The organism is Sphingobacterium sp. xlx-96 (assembly GCF_011007365.1).
Lineage (GTDB): Bacteria > Bacteroidota > Bacteroidia > Sphingobacteriales > Sphingobacteriaceae > Sphingobacterium > Sphingobacterium luzhongxinii.
The window spans coordinates 102,359-119,511 of the sequence record NZ_WFKM01000009.1; the positions used below are offsets into that span (position 1 = coordinate 102,359).

At 44.0% G+C, this 17,153-nt stretch carries 14 protein-coding genes; 9 read left to right on the forward strand and 5 right to left on the reverse strand.

Going from position 1 to position 17,153, the window contains the following annotated elements; all coding sequences use genetic code 11:
* The 6 genes from G7B20_RS12460 (at position 1) to G7B20_RS12485 (ending at position 7,176) form a co-directional block, all read left to right on the forward strand.
* Positions 1–867 carry an aldose 1-epimerase family protein gene (locus G7B20_RS12460; RefSeq protein WP_164111737.1) on the forward strand — a complete coding sequence of 289 codons (867 nt, stop codon included), beginning with the start codon at positions 1–3 and terminating at the stop codon, positions 865–867.
* An 8-nt stretch (positions 868–875) separates the two neighbouring features.
* Positions 876–1,838, forward strand: coding sequence for an MraY family glycosyltransferase (locus G7B20_RS12465; protein ID WP_164111738.1), 963 nt, complete (start codon positions 876–878; stop codon positions 1,836–1,838).
* A 44-nt stretch (positions 1,839–1,882) separates the two neighbouring features.
* Positions 1,883–2,311 (forward strand): WxcM-like domain-containing protein, encoded by a 429-nt coding sequence (locus G7B20_RS12470; RefSeq protein WP_164111739.1) that lies wholly within the window; start codon positions 1,883–1,885, stop codon positions 2,309–2,311.
* 529 nt (positions 2,312–2,840) lie between these two features.
* Complete coding sequence (locus tag G7B20_RS12475; protein WP_164111740.1) at positions 2,841–3,611, forward strand: polysaccharide biosynthesis/export family protein; 771 nt, start codon at positions 2,841–2,843, stop codon at positions 3,609–3,611.
* A gap of 2 nt (positions 3,612–3,613) precedes the next feature.
* A complete protein-coding gene (locus G7B20_RS12480) occupies positions 3,614–6,010 on the forward strand; it encodes a GumC family protein (RefSeq protein WP_164111741.1) in 2,397 nt (798 codons plus the stop codon).
* 368 nt (positions 6,011–6,378) lie between these two features.
* Positions 6,379–7,176 (forward strand): tyrosine-protein phosphatase, encoded by a 798-nt coding sequence (locus G7B20_RS12485; RefSeq protein ID WP_164111742.1) that lies wholly within the window; start codon positions 6,379–6,381, stop codon positions 7,174–7,176.
* 145 nt (positions 7,177–7,321) lie between these two features.
* On the opposite strand, the gene G7B20_RS12490 is transcribed toward G7B20_RS12485, so the two are convergent.
* From G7B20_RS12490 to G7B20_RS12510, 5 genes are all read right to left on the reverse strand, one after another.
* Positions 7,322–8,656 carry a sensor histidine kinase gene (locus G7B20_RS12490; RefSeq protein ID WP_164111743.1) on the reverse strand — a complete coding sequence of 445 codons (1,335 nt, stop codon included), beginning with the start codon at positions 8,654–8,656 and terminating at the stop codon, positions 7,322–7,324.
* Positions 8,653–9,333 (reverse strand): response regulator transcription factor, encoded by a 681-nt coding sequence (locus tag G7B20_RS12495; RefSeq protein WP_240452899.1) that lies wholly within the window; start codon positions 9,331–9,333, stop codon positions 8,653–8,655. Before G7B20_RS12495 ends, G7B20_RS12490 begins: the two co-directional genes overlap by 4 nt.
* Before the next feature lie 21 nt (positions 9,334–9,354).
* The gene (locus G7B20_RS12500) at positions 9,355–10,212 is read right to left on the reverse strand and encodes a hypothetical protein (protein WP_164111744.1); all 858 of its coding nucleotides are present in this window, start codon (positions 10,210–10,212) and stop codon (positions 9,355–9,357) included.
* A 2-nt stretch (positions 10,213–10,214) separates the two neighbouring features.
* The gene (locus G7B20_RS12505) at positions 10,215–10,571 is read right to left on the reverse strand and encodes a hypothetical protein (RefSeq protein WP_164111745.1); all 357 of its coding nucleotides are present in this window, start codon (positions 10,569–10,571) and stop codon (positions 10,215–10,217) included.
* A gap of 75 nt (positions 10,572–10,646) precedes the next feature.
* Positions 10,647–11,411 (reverse strand): hypothetical protein, encoded by a 765-nt coding sequence (locus tag G7B20_RS12510; RefSeq protein WP_164111746.1) that lies wholly within the window; start codon positions 11,409–11,411, stop codon positions 10,647–10,649.
* 488 nt (positions 11,412–11,899) lie between these two features.
* Here G7B20_RS12510 and G7B20_RS12515 point away from each other — a divergent pair, with 488 nt between their 5' ends.
* The 3 genes from G7B20_RS12515 (at position 11,900) to G7B20_RS12525 (ending at position 17,099) form a co-directional block, all read left to right on the forward strand.
* Positions 11,900–15,121: a discoidin domain-containing protein gene (locus tag G7B20_RS12515; protein WP_164111747.1), complete on the forward strand. Its 3,222-nt coding sequence runs from the start codon at positions 11,900–11,902 to the stop codon at positions 15,119–15,121.
* A gap of 255 nt (positions 15,122–15,376) precedes the next feature.
* Entirely contained in the window at positions 15,377–15,901 is a 525-nt protein-coding gene (locus G7B20_RS12520; RefSeq protein WP_164111748.1) for an RNA polymerase sigma factor, read from the forward strand.
* A gap of 52 nt (positions 15,902–15,953) precedes the next feature.
* Positions 15,954–17,099 carry a FecR family protein gene (locus G7B20_RS12525; RefSeq protein WP_164111749.1) on the forward strand — a complete coding sequence of 382 codons (1,146 nt, stop codon included), beginning with the start codon at positions 15,954–15,956 and terminating at the stop codon, positions 17,097–17,099.
* Positions 17,100–17,153: the final 54 nt, after the last annotated feature.

Consider the following 17,153-nt stretch of genomic DNA (forward strand, 5'->3'; position numbering starts at 1 on the left):
TTGATTGAGCTAAGAAATAATAGACTTAAAGTTAAGATAGCGACTTTAGGTGCAGAAATTAAGAGTCTTTATGCATTTGAGACAAGCAGAGAGTATATTTGGGAAGGTAATCGAGTACATTGGCCGAGATCTAGTCCGGTATTGTTTCCAATAGTGGGGGCATTAAGAAATAACGAATTTTTATTTGATGGAAAGAAGTACACTATACAAAAACATGGATTCGCAAGGGATATGTTATTTGACATTATAGAAGTTAGTTCTACATCAGTTAGCTTTCGTTTATCTTCTGAAAGTCTAACTATTGATTATCCTTTTGATTTTGAACTTATCATAAAGTATAAGCTTCTCGAAAATACGTTGATTTGTAAGTATGCCGTCGTGAATAAGTCTATTGGAAGCATGTTTTTTTCAATAGGTGCTCACCCTGCGTTTAAACTAGATTTTACAGAAGCCCAGAATTGGACTGACTATTTTATCAAATTTGAGTTGGATGGGCATTTGCAAAGGCAGTATTTAGTAGATAATTTATTAGCTGATAAAACGCAAGTAATTGAGTTGAATGGTCATCAGTTGCCATTAACGCATAACATGTTTGATGAAGATGCTTGGGTATTAAGAAGCTTGAAATCGTCTAAAATAACTTTGTCGAATCAACAAGGTAATTATAGTCTTGAAGTAACCCATGGTGATTTTTCTTATTTTGGATTATGGTCTGTGCCTGGAAGTTCGTTCTTGTGCTTAGAGCCATGGTGGGGACTCAATGACTCACTCTTTTCTAGCGACAATATAGAAGAAAAGGAAGGTGTAATTGAGTTGGCCAAGGATAAAATTTGGCATAAAGAATGGTGTATCAAAATTAATAGTTAATAGATATAATGATATACGTATTAGTTTTTTTTGCTCTATTATTTTTAGAGCTTGTTTATTTTAAGGTTGCGGATCGGTTTAATATCATTGATAGGCCCAATGAGCGCTCGTCGCATACCATTATTACTCTCCGTGGTGGAGGTGTTATATTTTACGTAGGCGTATTTACGTTCTTTATCCTATCGGGATTTCAGTACCCTTGGTTTTTTATAGGATTGACACTCATGACAGCAGTCAGCTTTGCTGATGATGTCATGACGCTATCCAATAAAGTGCGTTTGTTTGTGCATTTTATCTCGGTACTGCTTATGGCCTATCAACTAGATCTGTTCGCTATGCCTTTGTATTTTCTACTGATTGCATTTATAGTCGTCGTAGGTGTAATAAACGCTTACAACTTTATGGATGGCATCAATGGGATTACAGCCTGTTATAGCTTAGCAGTTGGAGGTTTATTATTCTGGGTAAGCCAGTCTATTGATTTTATTAATCCGGATTTATTAATTTACACGCTACTGTCGGTACTGGTATTTACGATCTTCAATTTTCGTACGAAGGCTATCTGCTTTGCTGGTGATGTGGGCTCGGTCGCGATTGCTTTTATATTGCTTTTTGCCTTAACGGCCTTAATTATCAATACACAAAATTTGATCTATATCTTATTTTTAACTGTTTATGGGATAGATGCAATATGGACTATTATTCGTAGACTTTTGAGGGGTGAGAATATTTTTAAAGCCCATCGTTCGCATTTGTACCAGTATCTTGGTAATGAGGCGAAGGTTAATAAATTATTGGTCTCATTCTTGTACGGTGCTTTGCAGTTTATAATTGGGATGGCTGTGATTTTAGTTTCTAAAGAGACTGTGGTAGTGCAGGTCATCTTTTCGGTTGTGTTGTTGATAATTTTAAGTATGTTTTATTTAATATATAAGACATATTTGATTAAAAAGTATGTGAATAATTGTTAATTGTCAGTGATTAATGTTTGATGTTTTAAGGTTATCGTTATATAATGGTTAAGTTAATACAAGGGGGGGTAGCGAAGGATCATCGGGGGCAGATTAGGTTTGTGAATGATTTTGATATGTCGCAGGTGAAGCGCTTTTATATTATTAAGAATGGAGATACCGAACTTGTACGTGGATGGCGTGCACATCGAATAGAACAGCGTTGGTTTTATGTGCAGTCGGGTTCCTTTGCACTGGATTTGGTAAAGATTGACGATTGGGAGGATACTTCTCCAGACTTACCGATACAGCGCCGGATAATTAAAGCTTCGGATATGCAGGTTGTGCACGTTCCGGTAGGCTACGGGACCGCTTTTCAGGCGTTGGAGGAGGGATCGGAAATGACTGTATTTGCAGATTATGGAATTGATCATGCTGCTAAGGATGATTATACTTGGCCAGTGGATTTCTTTGTTAATAGAGAGTCGTTTTAGCTGGGGGCATTTTGTTTTTTTAACACTCGGGAACTTCCAATTCAATAGTGAATCCCAAAGGTTTGGATACGCAAGATGGTGCCTGTATCAAAATGATTAATATCCCAAGTATAATAGTGATGCAAAAAGTATGGTCGCAATAAAGAATAGAGTAATAGCGACAAGAAACGTACGAGCGTCGTTATGTAGAGTTTTAAATAGTATTGTGAACCGATTCATAGCGTTCTAACAGGTAATATGTGTTAGGAGCTATGCAATTTCCTTGCCAAAAACTGTAAATTAAGAAGTTAAACGATTAATAAGTGAAAAATCGGTGACAGACCAAGGTTGAAAGTTTAAGACCTAAAAGGGTGAATCGTAAGCGATTTTGGATTTGTTTTTCGAATTAATTTTAGGACAAAAGTATGTTGTCAGGAAATTGGGTACTATATTATTATTCTTGTTTTAATATTACCATTAATATTTTACTTTTGTGGGTGATTCGTGAGAACTGGATTGATTATTGTTTATAGGGTTTAAATCGTTTTTAATGAATAAAATTTACCTCATCTTCGTACTAATTTTTATCTTAGCTTCCTGTGCGTCGCGTAAGAAAATTGTTTATTTACAGCCTTCATCAGTGCAATTTGAACAGATGCAGGCGAAATATGCTCCTAAGATTCAACAAGAAGATTTAATAACAATTACGGTTTCTGCTTCTGATGTCAAGGCCACTTTGCCTTTTAATCAACAAAATATCTATCAAGCTTCAGTCGGTTCTTCTACCGATATGGCTTTCAAACCAACCTATCTTGTTGATGCTAATGGAGAAATAGACTTTCCTGTTTTAGGTAAAATGAAATTAGGTGGGTTATCTCGATTAGAAGCGACAGACAAAATTCGTACAAAATTAATGCAGTATATTGTAGACCCAGTCGTAAATCTTACTTTTTCGAATTTTAAGGTAACGGTATTGGGAGAAGTAAATAAACCTGGTGTCTATACTTTGCCCCAAGAACGTGTAACAGTTTTGGAAGCATTGGCGCTCGCTGGTGACATGACTTTAAAAGGTCAGCGTAATAATGTATTATTAGTGCGTGAACAGAATGGAGAAAAGAAAACTGAACGCTTGAACCTGTTAACTGACTCAGTATTGAATTCTCCCTATTACTATTTAGCTCAAAACGATTTAATCTATGTGGAACCTAATAATTCACAGGTTCGTAACTCCCGTTTTGGGCAGGATACCAATGTGTGGATATCGATTACTTCCCTAATCATCACTATAACTGCACTTATTGTTACAAACATCAATAACTAAGCATGAATCAATCTACAGCAAATAAATATAGGGGCGAAAGAAACGAAGAACAGGAAGTTGATTTAAAACAGTTGGTAGAGCAGTATGCTTATTACTGGCAGTGGTTTGTTGTTTCGATATTTCTAGCGCTATTGTTGTCGTTTTTGTATCTAAGATATAGTACGTCGGAATATAAGGTGGAGGCTAAAATTCTATTGCAGAAGGAAGATCAAGCTGGAGGGGAAATGTCTGGATTGACAGAATTGAGTAGTCTCACAGGGGGGGCAGGGCAATCGGCTTTCGTAATCGATCAAATCGAGATTTTAAAATCGCGTCGGATACTCCGTAAGGTAATCGAGCAGCATAACCTACAGAACACATATTTTGTGCAGGGAAAGATTAAACAGACTGAAGTGCTTGTGTCTGAATCTCCCATAAAAGTGTTGGCAACAGATATTAAAGACCAAAATAAGACTGGTACTTTTACGATAAAGTTATTGGATAATACTACATTTGCTTTGATAGAAAAGGATGGAGTAGAAGAAGAAAAGATTGAATTTGGCAAGAACGTAACTACCAACTTTGGGCAAGTTTTAGTAACCCCGAATGCTGATTTTTCCAAATCTCTAGGACAGAGCGTGAAGGTGACAATGCAATCCGTAAATAATACTATCGATGGATTACAAAAGGCAGTACAAATAAATCCTAGTTCAGAAAAGCAATCTTATATAGTTTCTTTTTCTTTGACGGGGCCTATCAAAAAAAAATCAGAGCTTATTATTAATAGCTTAATCGACCAATATAATAACGATGTGTCTGATGATAAGAATAAGGTAACAACAGCTACCTCAAAATTTATCTCGACAAGACTGGAATTGATTTCTAAAGACCTGGATTCGGCAGATGAAAAAGTGCGCGATTTTAAAGCAAATAATAATTTGACAGACCTCATGGCAGAGGCAGAACTGAACCTGAGAACCATGTCTGAAGCCGATAAGGATGTGCTGCAAAAGCGTACGCAGTTGCAATTGGCAAACTATATGAAAGAGTCGATCAAGTCGAATTCGGATCTACAGCTATTGCCATCTAATTTAGGGCTGCAGGATCTATCTATTGAAAAGTCTTTAATGGAGTATAATAAGCTGGTACTGGAACGGGAAGACCTTTTAAAGAGTTCAACGGTGGATAACCCCATTGTAAAGAATCTCACAGAGAATATTCGCTCACTGAACCGGAATCTAATGGCATCGCTGGATAATTATCAGTCGGTCTTGGAGCTTTCGCTTAACAATGCACAGGCAAAGAAAAATCAGCTTCAAGGGCGTATCTCGGCGGTACCAAGGCAGGAACTTGGATTCAAAGATATATCCCGTCAGCAGCAAATTGTAGAGTCAATCTACCTATTTTTATTACAAAAAAGGGAGGAGAATGAAATCAAGGCCTCGGCAAGACCCGATATATTAAAAGTAATTGATGCGGCTTATGGTTCGGATATTCCGGTAGCTCCGCGCAAAATGATTATTCTATTAGGAGCGCTCATAGCGGGTCTTTTGATTCCTTTTGGTGCTCTCTACATCAAATTTTTATTGGATAATAAGGTGCAGTCGCGTAAAGACATCGAAGCAGTATTGTCAGCGCCGATTCTAGGCGAGGTTCCAACCTCATCTGATCCTATCGTACGGGATAATGATCGCTCCTCACTTGCGGAGGCGTTCCGTATATTACGGACCAATATTTCTTTTATGCTGGGTGCGAAGAAAGACTCTGCAGTAATCTTCGTGACCTCGACCACCTCGGGTGAAGGTAAATCTTTTGTGTCGACCAACTTGGCTCGTATATTGTCTATGTCAGGCAAGAAGGTGCTATTGATGGGGGCAGATATCCGATCGCCGAAGGTGTTGGATTACCTCGGGCTTTCGCATTTGCAGCATACCAATGTGGGGATCACGCAGTACCTGATCAATCCGGATATGGATATTGATAATATCATTATCAAGCAGCCGGACAACTATCGATTTGATGTTATCTACTCGGGTTATATCGCGCCGAATCCGGCAGAGCTCCTGATGAATGGTCATTTTGACGATATTATTAAATACGCACAGGAGCACTACGATTATGTACTGGTCGATACGGCACCGGTCAGTCTGGTAACGGATACGCTACTGATCGCCCATAATGCGGATCTGACGGTATATGTATCGCGTGCCAACTACCTGGACAAACGGTTGCTTAATGTGCCGAAAGAGCTCTATGCAGATGGTAAATTGAAGAATATGGCGGTAGTGGTGAATGATGTGGATTTTGCCAAAGGATACGGCTACGGCTATGGTTACGGCTATGGCTACGGCGATATGGGCAATAAATCCCTGCGTGAACGACTAATGGGGAAATTAAAAGGCTTGTTTGGAAAAAAATAACAACTTATTATATTGTATTGTTAATCATATACAAATTATTCGGAATAAGCTAAAAATAAAATAAAAAGCTCTCGTATACTTACGGGAGCTTTTTTTTATGGTTATGGCGCATAATAGCTTCCATAAAGTAAGTAAATCCCTTTCATTTGTAATAAATTTTATACAATTCGAATTGAATATTAATCTAATATTACGTATTTTGCGCACAATATTAAATTGTATTGCTCGATGCACGGCTTACTGTGGCATAAGTTTTGCTCATAAGAAGGGTAAAATTGGATGCGAAAAGATATTTTGCCAGACTGCCTGTGTAGCGAAAAGGAATTGATTACGTTAATAGTACATATAGACTTTTTTTATTAGATATAATGGGATTTTTTTCGAAGCTATTTGGTAAAGGACAGAACGAAACCAAGGTGATGACGATGGGTAAACTGGCATTTCTAGAAGTAGATATGCACAATCACCTTCTCCCTGCTATTGATGACGGTAGTCAATCTACGGCACAGTCGATCTCGCTCATAAAAGGTCTACATGCCATGGGTTTTGAAAAATTTATCTGCACGCCCCATATTATGGCCGGTGTACATCCCAATACAAAATCGACTATAGCGGCAGCACACGAGACATTAAGCAAGGAGCTGCGCACTGCAGATCCTAAGGTGAAGATATTTGCAGCTGCCGAGCATATGATAGATGAAGAACTGGACGGTATCATCAAGAAAGACAACCTCTGTGTAATGCCGGGAGGTTATGTGCTGATCGAGATGTCTTACCTAGCCGAGTCGAAAGCGCTATTTCAAACGATACTCGACATACAAAACCTGGGCTATAAGCCTATACTGGCGCATCCGGAACGCTACAACTACTACCACTACAACTTCGATATGTACAAGCAGATCAAAGATGCGGGCTGCCTATTGCAGCTCAACCTGCTCTCGATAAGTAGGTACTACGGTACGGAGGTGAAAGTAGCAGCATTGACGATGATCAAATCGGGTATGTATGATTTTGTAGGTACGGATACGCACCACGAAAAGCACCTGGCTGCGCTACAGGATGTAGTGGCCAAGTACCCGGTAAGGGACCTGTTGAAGACCTGCCCGATCAAAAACCCAACCTTGTTGGATCACTTGCAGAATGATAATACAATAGCGGTAGGCTAATCGCTGTTAATATAACTATAGCAAGAAGGCTTAGCTCGACTACCGAGCTAAGCCTTTTTTTTTTGCTTGCTCGAATAGATTGGTTACTGAGGTCGATATGGACTTGGGGCGTTATGTTTATCAACAGATCAATTGGAATAATAGACTATTGGGGCTCATACGCTTGGCAATCTTGGGCCTCGAACAATAAATAGATAGTGGTACCTCGTTGCTTTTCGGAATGGACCTGTATGTCGATCGCTAGAAAATCGGCAATGCTTTTGGCGATGGACAGGCCTAATCCATTACCTACGGCAAGACGGTGAAATCGCTGGAATAATTTTTCCGTTTGCGTCGCGTCCATGCCGATGCCGGTATCCTGGATGCACAGCTTGAACTTATCGGCTGAAAAGCTACCCCGGATGTCTACCCTTCCGCCCTGTACATTATACTGGATGGCATTGTGAATCAGGTTATAGAGCAATTGAAACAGCAGCTGCCTATGTTGATGGCTTATCCGGAGCTGTGGGTCTACCGTCATGTTCAAGGAGAGGGACTTGGCATCCATAAAGAGCTGTAATTCGGAAATGATATCCTGCAAGAGGGGGTGTAAGTGGACGGTTTCTGTTCGCGAATACTCGCCACTATCTACCCGTGCTAAAAAGAGCAGCGTGCGTACCAGTCCCTGAAGCCGGTCTAGCGTATGGAGGCTGGACTGTAGTTTGTCGATCACGGCGTCGGAAAGCGATGGGGTATCCAGAAGGTTCTCGAGCTTGCTGCGTAACACGGCGATGGGGGTCAATAGCTCATGGGATGCATTGGCGGTGAACTCTTTTTCACGGGTGTATGCAGCGGTAGCCTGAGCCATGAGCTCCCGTAATCGCTGATCCAATAACTGGAAATCTAAGGTAGAGGTAGAAATGGGTTGGGATGCGGCCGTGAAGGGAAAAGATTGGTGCTGCAACCGCAGCCGTACGATATCGCGTAAAGGCCTAAGGATATGGGTCCCGTAGAAATAATCGATAGTGACTGTGGTAATGAGCAAAAGACCGAGAATGCCCAAGGCTACCTTTTGTAAGAGGGCGGCGTATAGGCGTATGCTGGTCTCCGAACGTCCGATTTCGAGGAGGTAGGTAGTGCCGTCGGCCTCAAAATAGCGATGTAGAATGCGGTATTCGATCGTATCTCGATCAATAATACGTGCTTCATTGGCTATGCTGAATGATCCTGGAAGGCTACTGTCGGCTTGTACTTGTTGTAGGGCGATGTAATCTTCCTTGAGCATCGTATAGCTCCCAAAACTGCTGTCGCCTTGTAGATAGTGTTGTAGACCGTAGTGCCGTATATTGTCAAAGACGGCATGCTGTTGCTTCTTTAACACCCCGTCTATCGAATACCGTGCATAAAAGCTGAATAGCCAGGGAAGGATCAATAGGAATAACCCGAAAATAAGTAGTTTCGATAGGGCAAAATATAAGGTGAATTTGCTGTTTAGCTTCACGGCAATACAATTTTATAACCTATGCCCCGTACCGATTGTAGCCAATCGACTGTTGCATATACCGATAGTTTTTTGCGTATGTTCTTGATGTGTACATCGATATAGTTGGAGTCTCCATTGGGGAGGCTGTAATCGCCCCAGACGTGTTCGTACAGCTGCGAACGGCTCAATGGCCGATTGCGGTGCAGCAATAAGAAACTCAGAATATCGAATTCTTTTTTGTACAGCTGTATCTCCTGTTGCTGAAATCGTACACAGCGCTGCTCCAGGTCTATTACAAAACCGCCTAAGGAGATGGTTTCCTGTAGGTTTCCGTAGCGCCGCCGCCATAATGCCTGTAGACGGGCATGTAACTCGACCAGCGCAAAGGGCTTGGGCAGGTAGTCGTCTGCCCCGTCCTGCAGTCCAAGTACGCGATCCGCTACTGCCCCACGTGCAGAAGCAATCAGCACGAAGCTCTCCGGATGATCTCTCTTGATAGCGCGCAACAGCTCAAATCCGCTGCCGTCGGGTAAACCCAGGTCTAATACGATAATAGCATAGGGCTTCTGCGAAAGATAGTGCAATGCCTCGCGCTGGCTGCCCGCAACTGTACAGTCATAACGTAGTCCCTGCAGGTATACCGATACTTCTTGGGCAAGTTCTTTTTCGTCTTCAACTAGAAGCACGTTCATCATAATGGTTTTTAATCGTTACTATTAAAATTGATAAAAATATCCTACATTAAAAAATGAATTTTTACGGGCCTCACTTTGTACCTCTTTGCCCAATAATGAAAGTTGATAGGATGCCAGAAATGAACCGTTGCCATATTGCCAGATAACGGGAAGTTGAAAATTGTAGGATAACAGCGTAAAATCGGTAGAGATCACGGTGGTCTCGGTGTAGGTGACTTCCTGTTGCGTTGGATTTTTACCATTTAGGATACTACCTAGTCCGGGGTGTTTTTGCGTCTCTTCTATATAACTGGTGTAGAAGCGTTGGGTACCCGCCGTGACCGAGATATTGGGCTTGATATATAAAATGTCTTTGGCGGTGAAGGAGTGCAGCGGCACAATCTTGCTGTTGGTTAATGTGACAAAGAAATCGTCTTCTTGACCAAAGTTATAATCGGCGCCAAGATCGGTCTGGAAGAGGTGTGTGAGCCCTAGCTCGACGGTAGCACTGTTGGGATTGGAGGCCTGTAACAACGGAGAGTCTTTACTGTAAAAAGAACGGTTATAGCCGACATTAAGTGTCCCCTTGGAGCCAAGAGCAAATTCAAACCCGGTGCCCACATGCAGTTCGGATGGAAAATTGCCCTCTTTTAACAGCTGGTATCCGCCGGCCGACACGTACCATCCGATGGGGGTACGCAGGGTTAAATCGGTGTAAACAAAGGGCAGCGATTCGCCGGCGGTCTGCCCGTAATAATTTGCATTACTGCTCCACAGGTTGGTCCACGTGAACGTTGTTTTTTGGGCTGTACTATCGGAGGTCTGGGCCTTTGATACAGGCCCCGAAAGTAACAGTACAACGAAAAGACATGTACTGCAAAAGAAACTCGACTGAATCATCGTTACAATTTAATTTTTAGTTTCGTATTGATCTTGGTTTTAACTTTAATAGGGGGGCCTGTACCCTTTACTTTGGGTAATGCTACAGGACGGGGGATTTGCTGGTTGCGCGCTTTAGGGACTATTTTGGGGATCTCTTTTTTTATTTCGGTGTTTTTTTTTGAGCCATGCTTGTCTGGGCGCTGATTTGCTTTGGCGCCTTTTTCTTCTTGTTGGGGGGTACGGATACTATCGGCAATGACGACCCTGACACGTGCTAAAACCGGTCTGGAGCCCCAATCCATAGCCAGGGCCGAGTCGGGTTTGCCCAGACTCAAAAGTACGGCTAGGAATACATACACACGAGATCGAAAATCCATAATCCCTAAAAAAAAGTTACTTTGAGGTGATCCCTCACCTCAAAGTTAAACATAACATCTAAAATATTCCAAGACCTACTTGAGGCCGCCACGGATTCTTGTATTGGTACGCACTTTTACCGGAGTGGTACGGATGTCGGTTTTGGTGTGGACACGGGTATTTACCTGGGGCGATACGCGGACATTTGCCTGTACCTTAGGCGATGCCTGTACGGCAGCATGGGGCGCTACGTCTACACTTTTTACGGCACGATGGGCTGTAGACTGCGTCTTCCCGACCACGGAGGCAACCTCACTGACCACGGCGCCCTTGGTGCCGGACTCAACTTGGGCATGAGCGACCGCGCTCACTGCGGATCCATGCGTGACCTGCTGTGCATTGGCATCTCCTTCTGCAGCTGCTACACCGGTAGCCAACGCTGCTTCTACTTCGTTTTCGTTTTTGGCCTTGGCGGAAGCTGCCTCGCTCACGATAGCCCCTTTCTGTCCGCCTTCGATACCATGAGCAGTTTGGCTAACGAGTGTTCCGTGTGCATTTTGGGTGTTTTCAACGGCTCCATTGGAGGTTTTCTCTGCCAGCTTCGTCGCTTTGTCTGAAGCGTGCTGTGCCGCCTTTTCAGTGCGATCGGCCGATTTTGCCGCACGCAGCGCACGGCCCTCGGCACTGGCTTCTACGGCTGTCTCAGATTGGACAGCACCTTCGGTTTTCTTGCCCGTCTGCGAGGCATTGTCTGCTTTCTTTACAGCTGCAACAGCTGTATTGCTTTTTGTGGTTGTCTCTTGGGCTGTAACTGTTGCGCCTAGCAACAGTGCTACAACGAATAATCCTAAACTTTTCATAAGTGTATCATTACTTGGTGAGCGCGTAAGCTCGTTTTACATGGATTAGTATTTATAGATACTAATCTAAAGCAGGATTATGAAAATAAAATGAAAATGAATTTTTTTTTATAAAATTTCCCGTTTTCTTTTGTAAGCTACTGATAGTTACGGAAACGTTTGCATGGATAATGTACCTGCTCTTTATAAACTTATAGCTATAATAGCCTTTCAATTGGTAACCAAAATAAAAAAGAGGGAGCGGCAATGTATAAGACTGGAGATGTAAAATACGCCTACAAAACCTATTTTATTAAAAATTTAAAGGCTTTTTGGAATGTTTGAACTTATGAAATATCCATGTAGCAGAACTGCACAGGCACCAATGGCCGCGGAGCAGCATGCACGCCAACAGTAATAAAGTCGTGCATAACGTACTTTGGATATTCCATATGACCATTAAAAAAAAATAAACCGAGCTTGCGAGCTCATGAAATAATTATACACATATGAAATGTAGCCTGAGAAAGGTAGTGGTGATGATACTGGGGCTTTGTGGGCTGTGGTCTGTGGCTTACACGCAAGAAGTACTGGATCTGGCCGGTGAATGGCAGTTTCAGCTGGATCCGCAAAAAATCGGAATGAAGGATGCCTGGTTTCTGAAACAAGGACTTGAGGATAAGGTGGTATTGCCCGGAACCACGGATACCAATAAAAAAGGGTACAAAACAAGTCCCTGGCCACATGATTCGATCACGAGAAAGTTCTCCTTTCCGGAGGATTTTGAAAAACCCGAATGGATATATGAACTGAATACGGCCCCCTCACAGCGCTATAAGTATATAGGCCCGGCCTGGTACCAGCGTGAAATAGATATTCCGAATGACTGGAATGGAAAGGGGGTCGAACTCTTTCTCGAAAGAAGCTTGTTTAAGATAAACGTATGGGTGGATGGCGTTCGTGTTGGAGAGGATGTAGCCCTCTACACGCCCAGGCTATTTGACTTGACGCCGTTTGTGAAGGCCGGAAAAAAACATCGGATCACAATATGTGTGGACAATACGAATCTGATCGGTGGTATGGCGCATGGCTATACCTACCATACCCAGACCAACTGGAATGGTGTGGTCGGAAAAATGGAACTGCGTAAGATAAATGAGCTGCATATCCGATCCATGCGTGTATTTACGGATATACATGACAAGAACGTAAGACTGGAGGTGGAGCTGGATAACCATACCGGGAGAAGGCTGCCAGCGCAGTTCAAGGTGCTGGTAAGGGGCAGCGACGGCAAGGTGGTCGCCCAAAAGATATACGCCAGAAAGGTAGAGCAAGGTAAAAGGATACAGGAGATTGTGCTGCCTATCGACAAGGCTATCGTGCTCTGGGATGAATTTACCCCTGAGCTGTATAGACTCGAACTGGAGGTGCAGGGTGAGGGACTCGCCTTTATGGAGACGAAAAGAGAACGCTTTGCTTTCAGGAAGATATCCACCAATGGCACCCAGATATTGGTTAATGATAGGCCCGTATTTCTGAGGGGTACCCTGGATTGTGCGATTTATCCCAAAACGGGGTATATGCCGATGGATAGGGCCGCGTGGGAAAAGGTGCTGGGCACGGTCAAGGAATATGGAATGAATCACCTCAGGTACCATTCGGTATGTCCGCCAAAGGTAGCTTTTGATGTGGCCGACGAGATGGGGATCTATCTGCAGGCTGAATTGCTATGGGGGCCGGAGCCGACAGCGACAAACTATGCGACAGAATACCTCTACAACGAAGGCTACCGCGTACTCAATGAATATGGCAACCATCCTTCATTTGTACTGATGGCGCTGAGTAATGAGCTGTCGTATGCTGATCTGCCCATGAAGAATAGAATCGTGGATGGATACCGCAAATATGATCCCCGAAGATTGTATGCCACGCAGGCGGGACATGTCAATAAGATGCATACGGCTAGTGAGGTAAGGTTTAATAAAACCTGGGAAAATGAAGAGATATGTAATATACCCAGGGAAGAGCTGATAGAAAGTAATGATTTTGACTTTGCTGCCGGTAAGGGACCGGATGAGCCGCCGCTCGTGATACATGAAAATGGTCAATGGGTGATGTATCCGGGCTTTGATTTTATGAAAAAGTTTGATGGCGTGATACAACCAGACAATTTTGTGCCGATGTATGATCGGCTGCTGGCCAATGGTCTCGCGGAGAAAGATCGGGAAATGGCGAAGGCGTCCGGCAGGCACGGGGTATGGCATATCAAGCAGGTGCTGGAGTCTATGTACCGTACTGGTGGGGTGTCAGGGTACCAGTATCTGGGGCTGCAGGATTTTCCCGGTCAATCGGAAGCTATGGTGGGGATTCTGGATCCTTTTTGGGATAGTAAAGGCTATGTGCGCCCGGAGGAGTTTAGAAGTTTCTGTTCGGAGGTGGTGCCGCTGGTACGCATGAAGAAATGGACCTATACCACCGGGGAGTCTTTGGATATAAAGGCGGAGGTCTGGAATTTTGGACCGGCAGATATAACGGGGAAGAGGCTGGCATGGGCGGTGTACAGCCCGAACGGGGAAAAGCTAATGAAGGGTAAATTTGAAGCGGGGCAGATAAAGCAAGGGGAGTCTACACCGGTAGGCAGTCTAAACTTGCCGCTGGATAAGCTCGATAGAGCGGGCAGCTATATGTTTGAGCTGGCCTTAGAAGGGACAGCCTATCGGAATACGTGGGACTTTTATGTATACCCTGTGGTGCAGCCGGTGGATCCCAAAGGGGTGCATGTGGCTGAGGTGTTGGATGAACAGGTTTTTGCCGTGCTGGAGTCGGGCGGAAAGGTGCTTTTGCAGTGGCCGCTCGAGGGGCATGGAAAGAATGTACAGAAGACGTCATTCACCCCTCATTTCTGGTCTTTTAATAGAGGTGCGCTGGGAAGGGTATACCCGGGTACGGCAGGTATGCTGTGCGACCCTGACCATCCGGTGTTTAAAGGATTTGAGACCAGAAGCTTTGCGGATCCGAGATGGATGCATATGATCCATTTTGCAAATGCATTTATATTGAACGATCACAAAGACATTGATCCATTGGTGCAGATCATTGATGATTACCATAGGAATAACAAACTGGCAGCGGTGTTCGAACTCAGGGTGGGGAAGGGTAAATTGATGGTGTGTGGACTGGACCTGGTATCGGATGAAGCCAAGAGACCGGAAATACAACATTTTAAAAACAGCCTATTGGCGTATATGCAAAGTGATGCGTTCGACCCGAAAGTGCAGATGGATAGCGTGGCCCTGGAAAGCTTAATTCCGGATCCTAAGACCGTGACCCGGGTGCTGGAGGGATCGAGCCGATGGCCCCTGCACGATTATAGGGATGTGCTGGATGGCGATCCTGCTACCTTTTGGAGCAGTGAGTGGAATGGGGAATGGAGGGCGAGCAAGTCGCATTATTTAATAATAGAGCTGCCGCAGTCTAAGCTGATCCAGGGCTGTACCTATACGCCCCGGCAGGACTCTGAAAACGGAAGGGTAGGGAAGTATGAGCTATTTGTCAGTATGGATGGAAAGAGCTGGGGAGAGGCTGTGGCAAGTGGTTCTTTTGAAAACGTGGCGCAGGTGCAGCAGGTGAAGTTTGAAAAGCCCCGGGAAGGGAAGTTCGTGAAGTTTGTGGCGCTGGAAGAGGTCAATAAAAGAAAATGGGCTGCAATAGCTGATCTTGACTTTTTCTAGTGTTTTTCACAGCGTTCCAGACACAATGGTGAAAAAAGAGCCCTAGGGTAGGGATATCGTGCTATCCCCGGTAATAGGGGATAGCAGAGCGCTAGGCCAAAAGGTAACCGGCGGAATGGAGAATGGAAAAAATACCCGCAAATAGATAGCACCGAACGGAAACGTTTGCATGGATAATGTATCGCTCCTTTATTAACTTTTACTATAATAGTGCCACTATTTGCAGCCTGGAGCTGAAATGGGAACCTTAGAATTATGACAGCGGAGATCACCGAATTACTTTTTAAGCAGTATTATGCGAGGCTATGTGTCTATGCGACCGCCCTATTGGGCGATCCGCATGCTGCGGAAGATGTGGTGGCTGCGGTATTCCTCAATATGGTAGCCAACGCGACCAGCGAAGTGCAGCGCATCGGACTGCCCTACCTCTATCGTGCAGTCAAAAATGGTTGCCTGAAAAATATACGTAAAGAGAATACCCATACCAAATACCTGTCCAGTGGGATGATCGAAATCAGTGAAGAGGGCTATGATCAAAGGATTATCCAGGCTGAACTGACGGTCGCCCTGTCTGCACTGTTGGAGGAGCTGCCCGAAGGATGTAGCCGCATCCTAAAAATGAGCTATGTCGAAGGACTCAAAAATGCGGAGATAGCAGAGAAGCTCTGTATCTCGATACACACGGTAAAAAGCCAGAAAAATAGAGGCTTAATGTTGTTACGGGAACGGGTGTCGCTGCACTATCTGCTGACCATATTGCTGTTTCTGAAAAATTTCTAAAAAAAAATAATTTTCTTTCCATCCTTTTCCGCTCCCAGTGGATTATAGAGATATGGAACAGCACGCAATCCGATTGGCGCAGCTAATCGCTAAGTATATCAATCAGAATATCTCATCCGACGAATTGGAGGAACTGGAGGCCGCGGTGCCTCCGTCTGAACTCAAAAAAATCTTGTCTGATTTTGAAAAAGGACGCGAGGTACAGGACGAGCTGTTGGTTTATTTTGAATCTAAAAAGCAACAAGCCTGGAAGAATCTACAAGCTACCGCCAAGCCCCGCTCTAAGTGGAAAATATATTATAAATATACTGCTGTAGCGGCTACGCTATTGTTGGCCGCAGCGTTGTCTCTATACTTTTTACGTAGGGATGCGCGGCAGGGGGTATACTATAACGAGGTCATACCGGATCGGGTATTTGGCCAGAAAAACGACGTCAGCCCCGGTAAGATGCAGACACTGGTGGAACTGGCCAATGGAGAGACGGTCGTGGTGCAGGATAAGATCCTGAAAATAGGAGCAGATAGCGGGCGGAATGATGCTGCTTCGGGGTTTTTTACCCAGCAGATGGATAATATAAAGACGATAACTACCCCGAAGGCGAGCAATATCGAACTATGGTTGCCTGATAATACGCGGGTATGGCTCAATGCGGCCAGTACGCTGACAATCGATCGCGCATATAATACACGGAATAGGATGGTGTACCTCAAGGGAGAAGCTTTTTTTGAGGTGGCGAAAGATGCGGAAAGACGATTTATGGTCGTCTCCGATAGGGATACCGTAGCGGTATACGGTACCTCTTTTAATGTCAATAGCTATGGCAAGCATCCTGCTGCTACCCTGCTCGAGGGCAAGGTCCGTATGCAGGGGCAGGAAAGAAAAATGCTGGATCTGCCGGTGGGCTATCAAGGTAGATGGCGCAATGGAGAACTCGTAGCGATGAAGGTGGACGTAAAGAAGTATAGCTCCTGGAAAGATGGGTATTTCTACTTTAAACAGGACAACCTCAATGAGGTGGTGCAAAGGATGGCCGACTGGTACGATATCGAGGTACAGTCGGAGGTAGCGGATAGAATGGTGCATATATCGGGCACAATAGATAAAAAGGCGAGCCTGGCGGAAGCGGTGTCCATACTGAAGGATGTCTCTGGGCTGCACTTTACGATTGAGAATAGAATATTGAAAATAACCAAATAGTGAAACTTATGGATTAACAAGGACGAGTGCTGCGAAATGTCAGCGAATTAACTA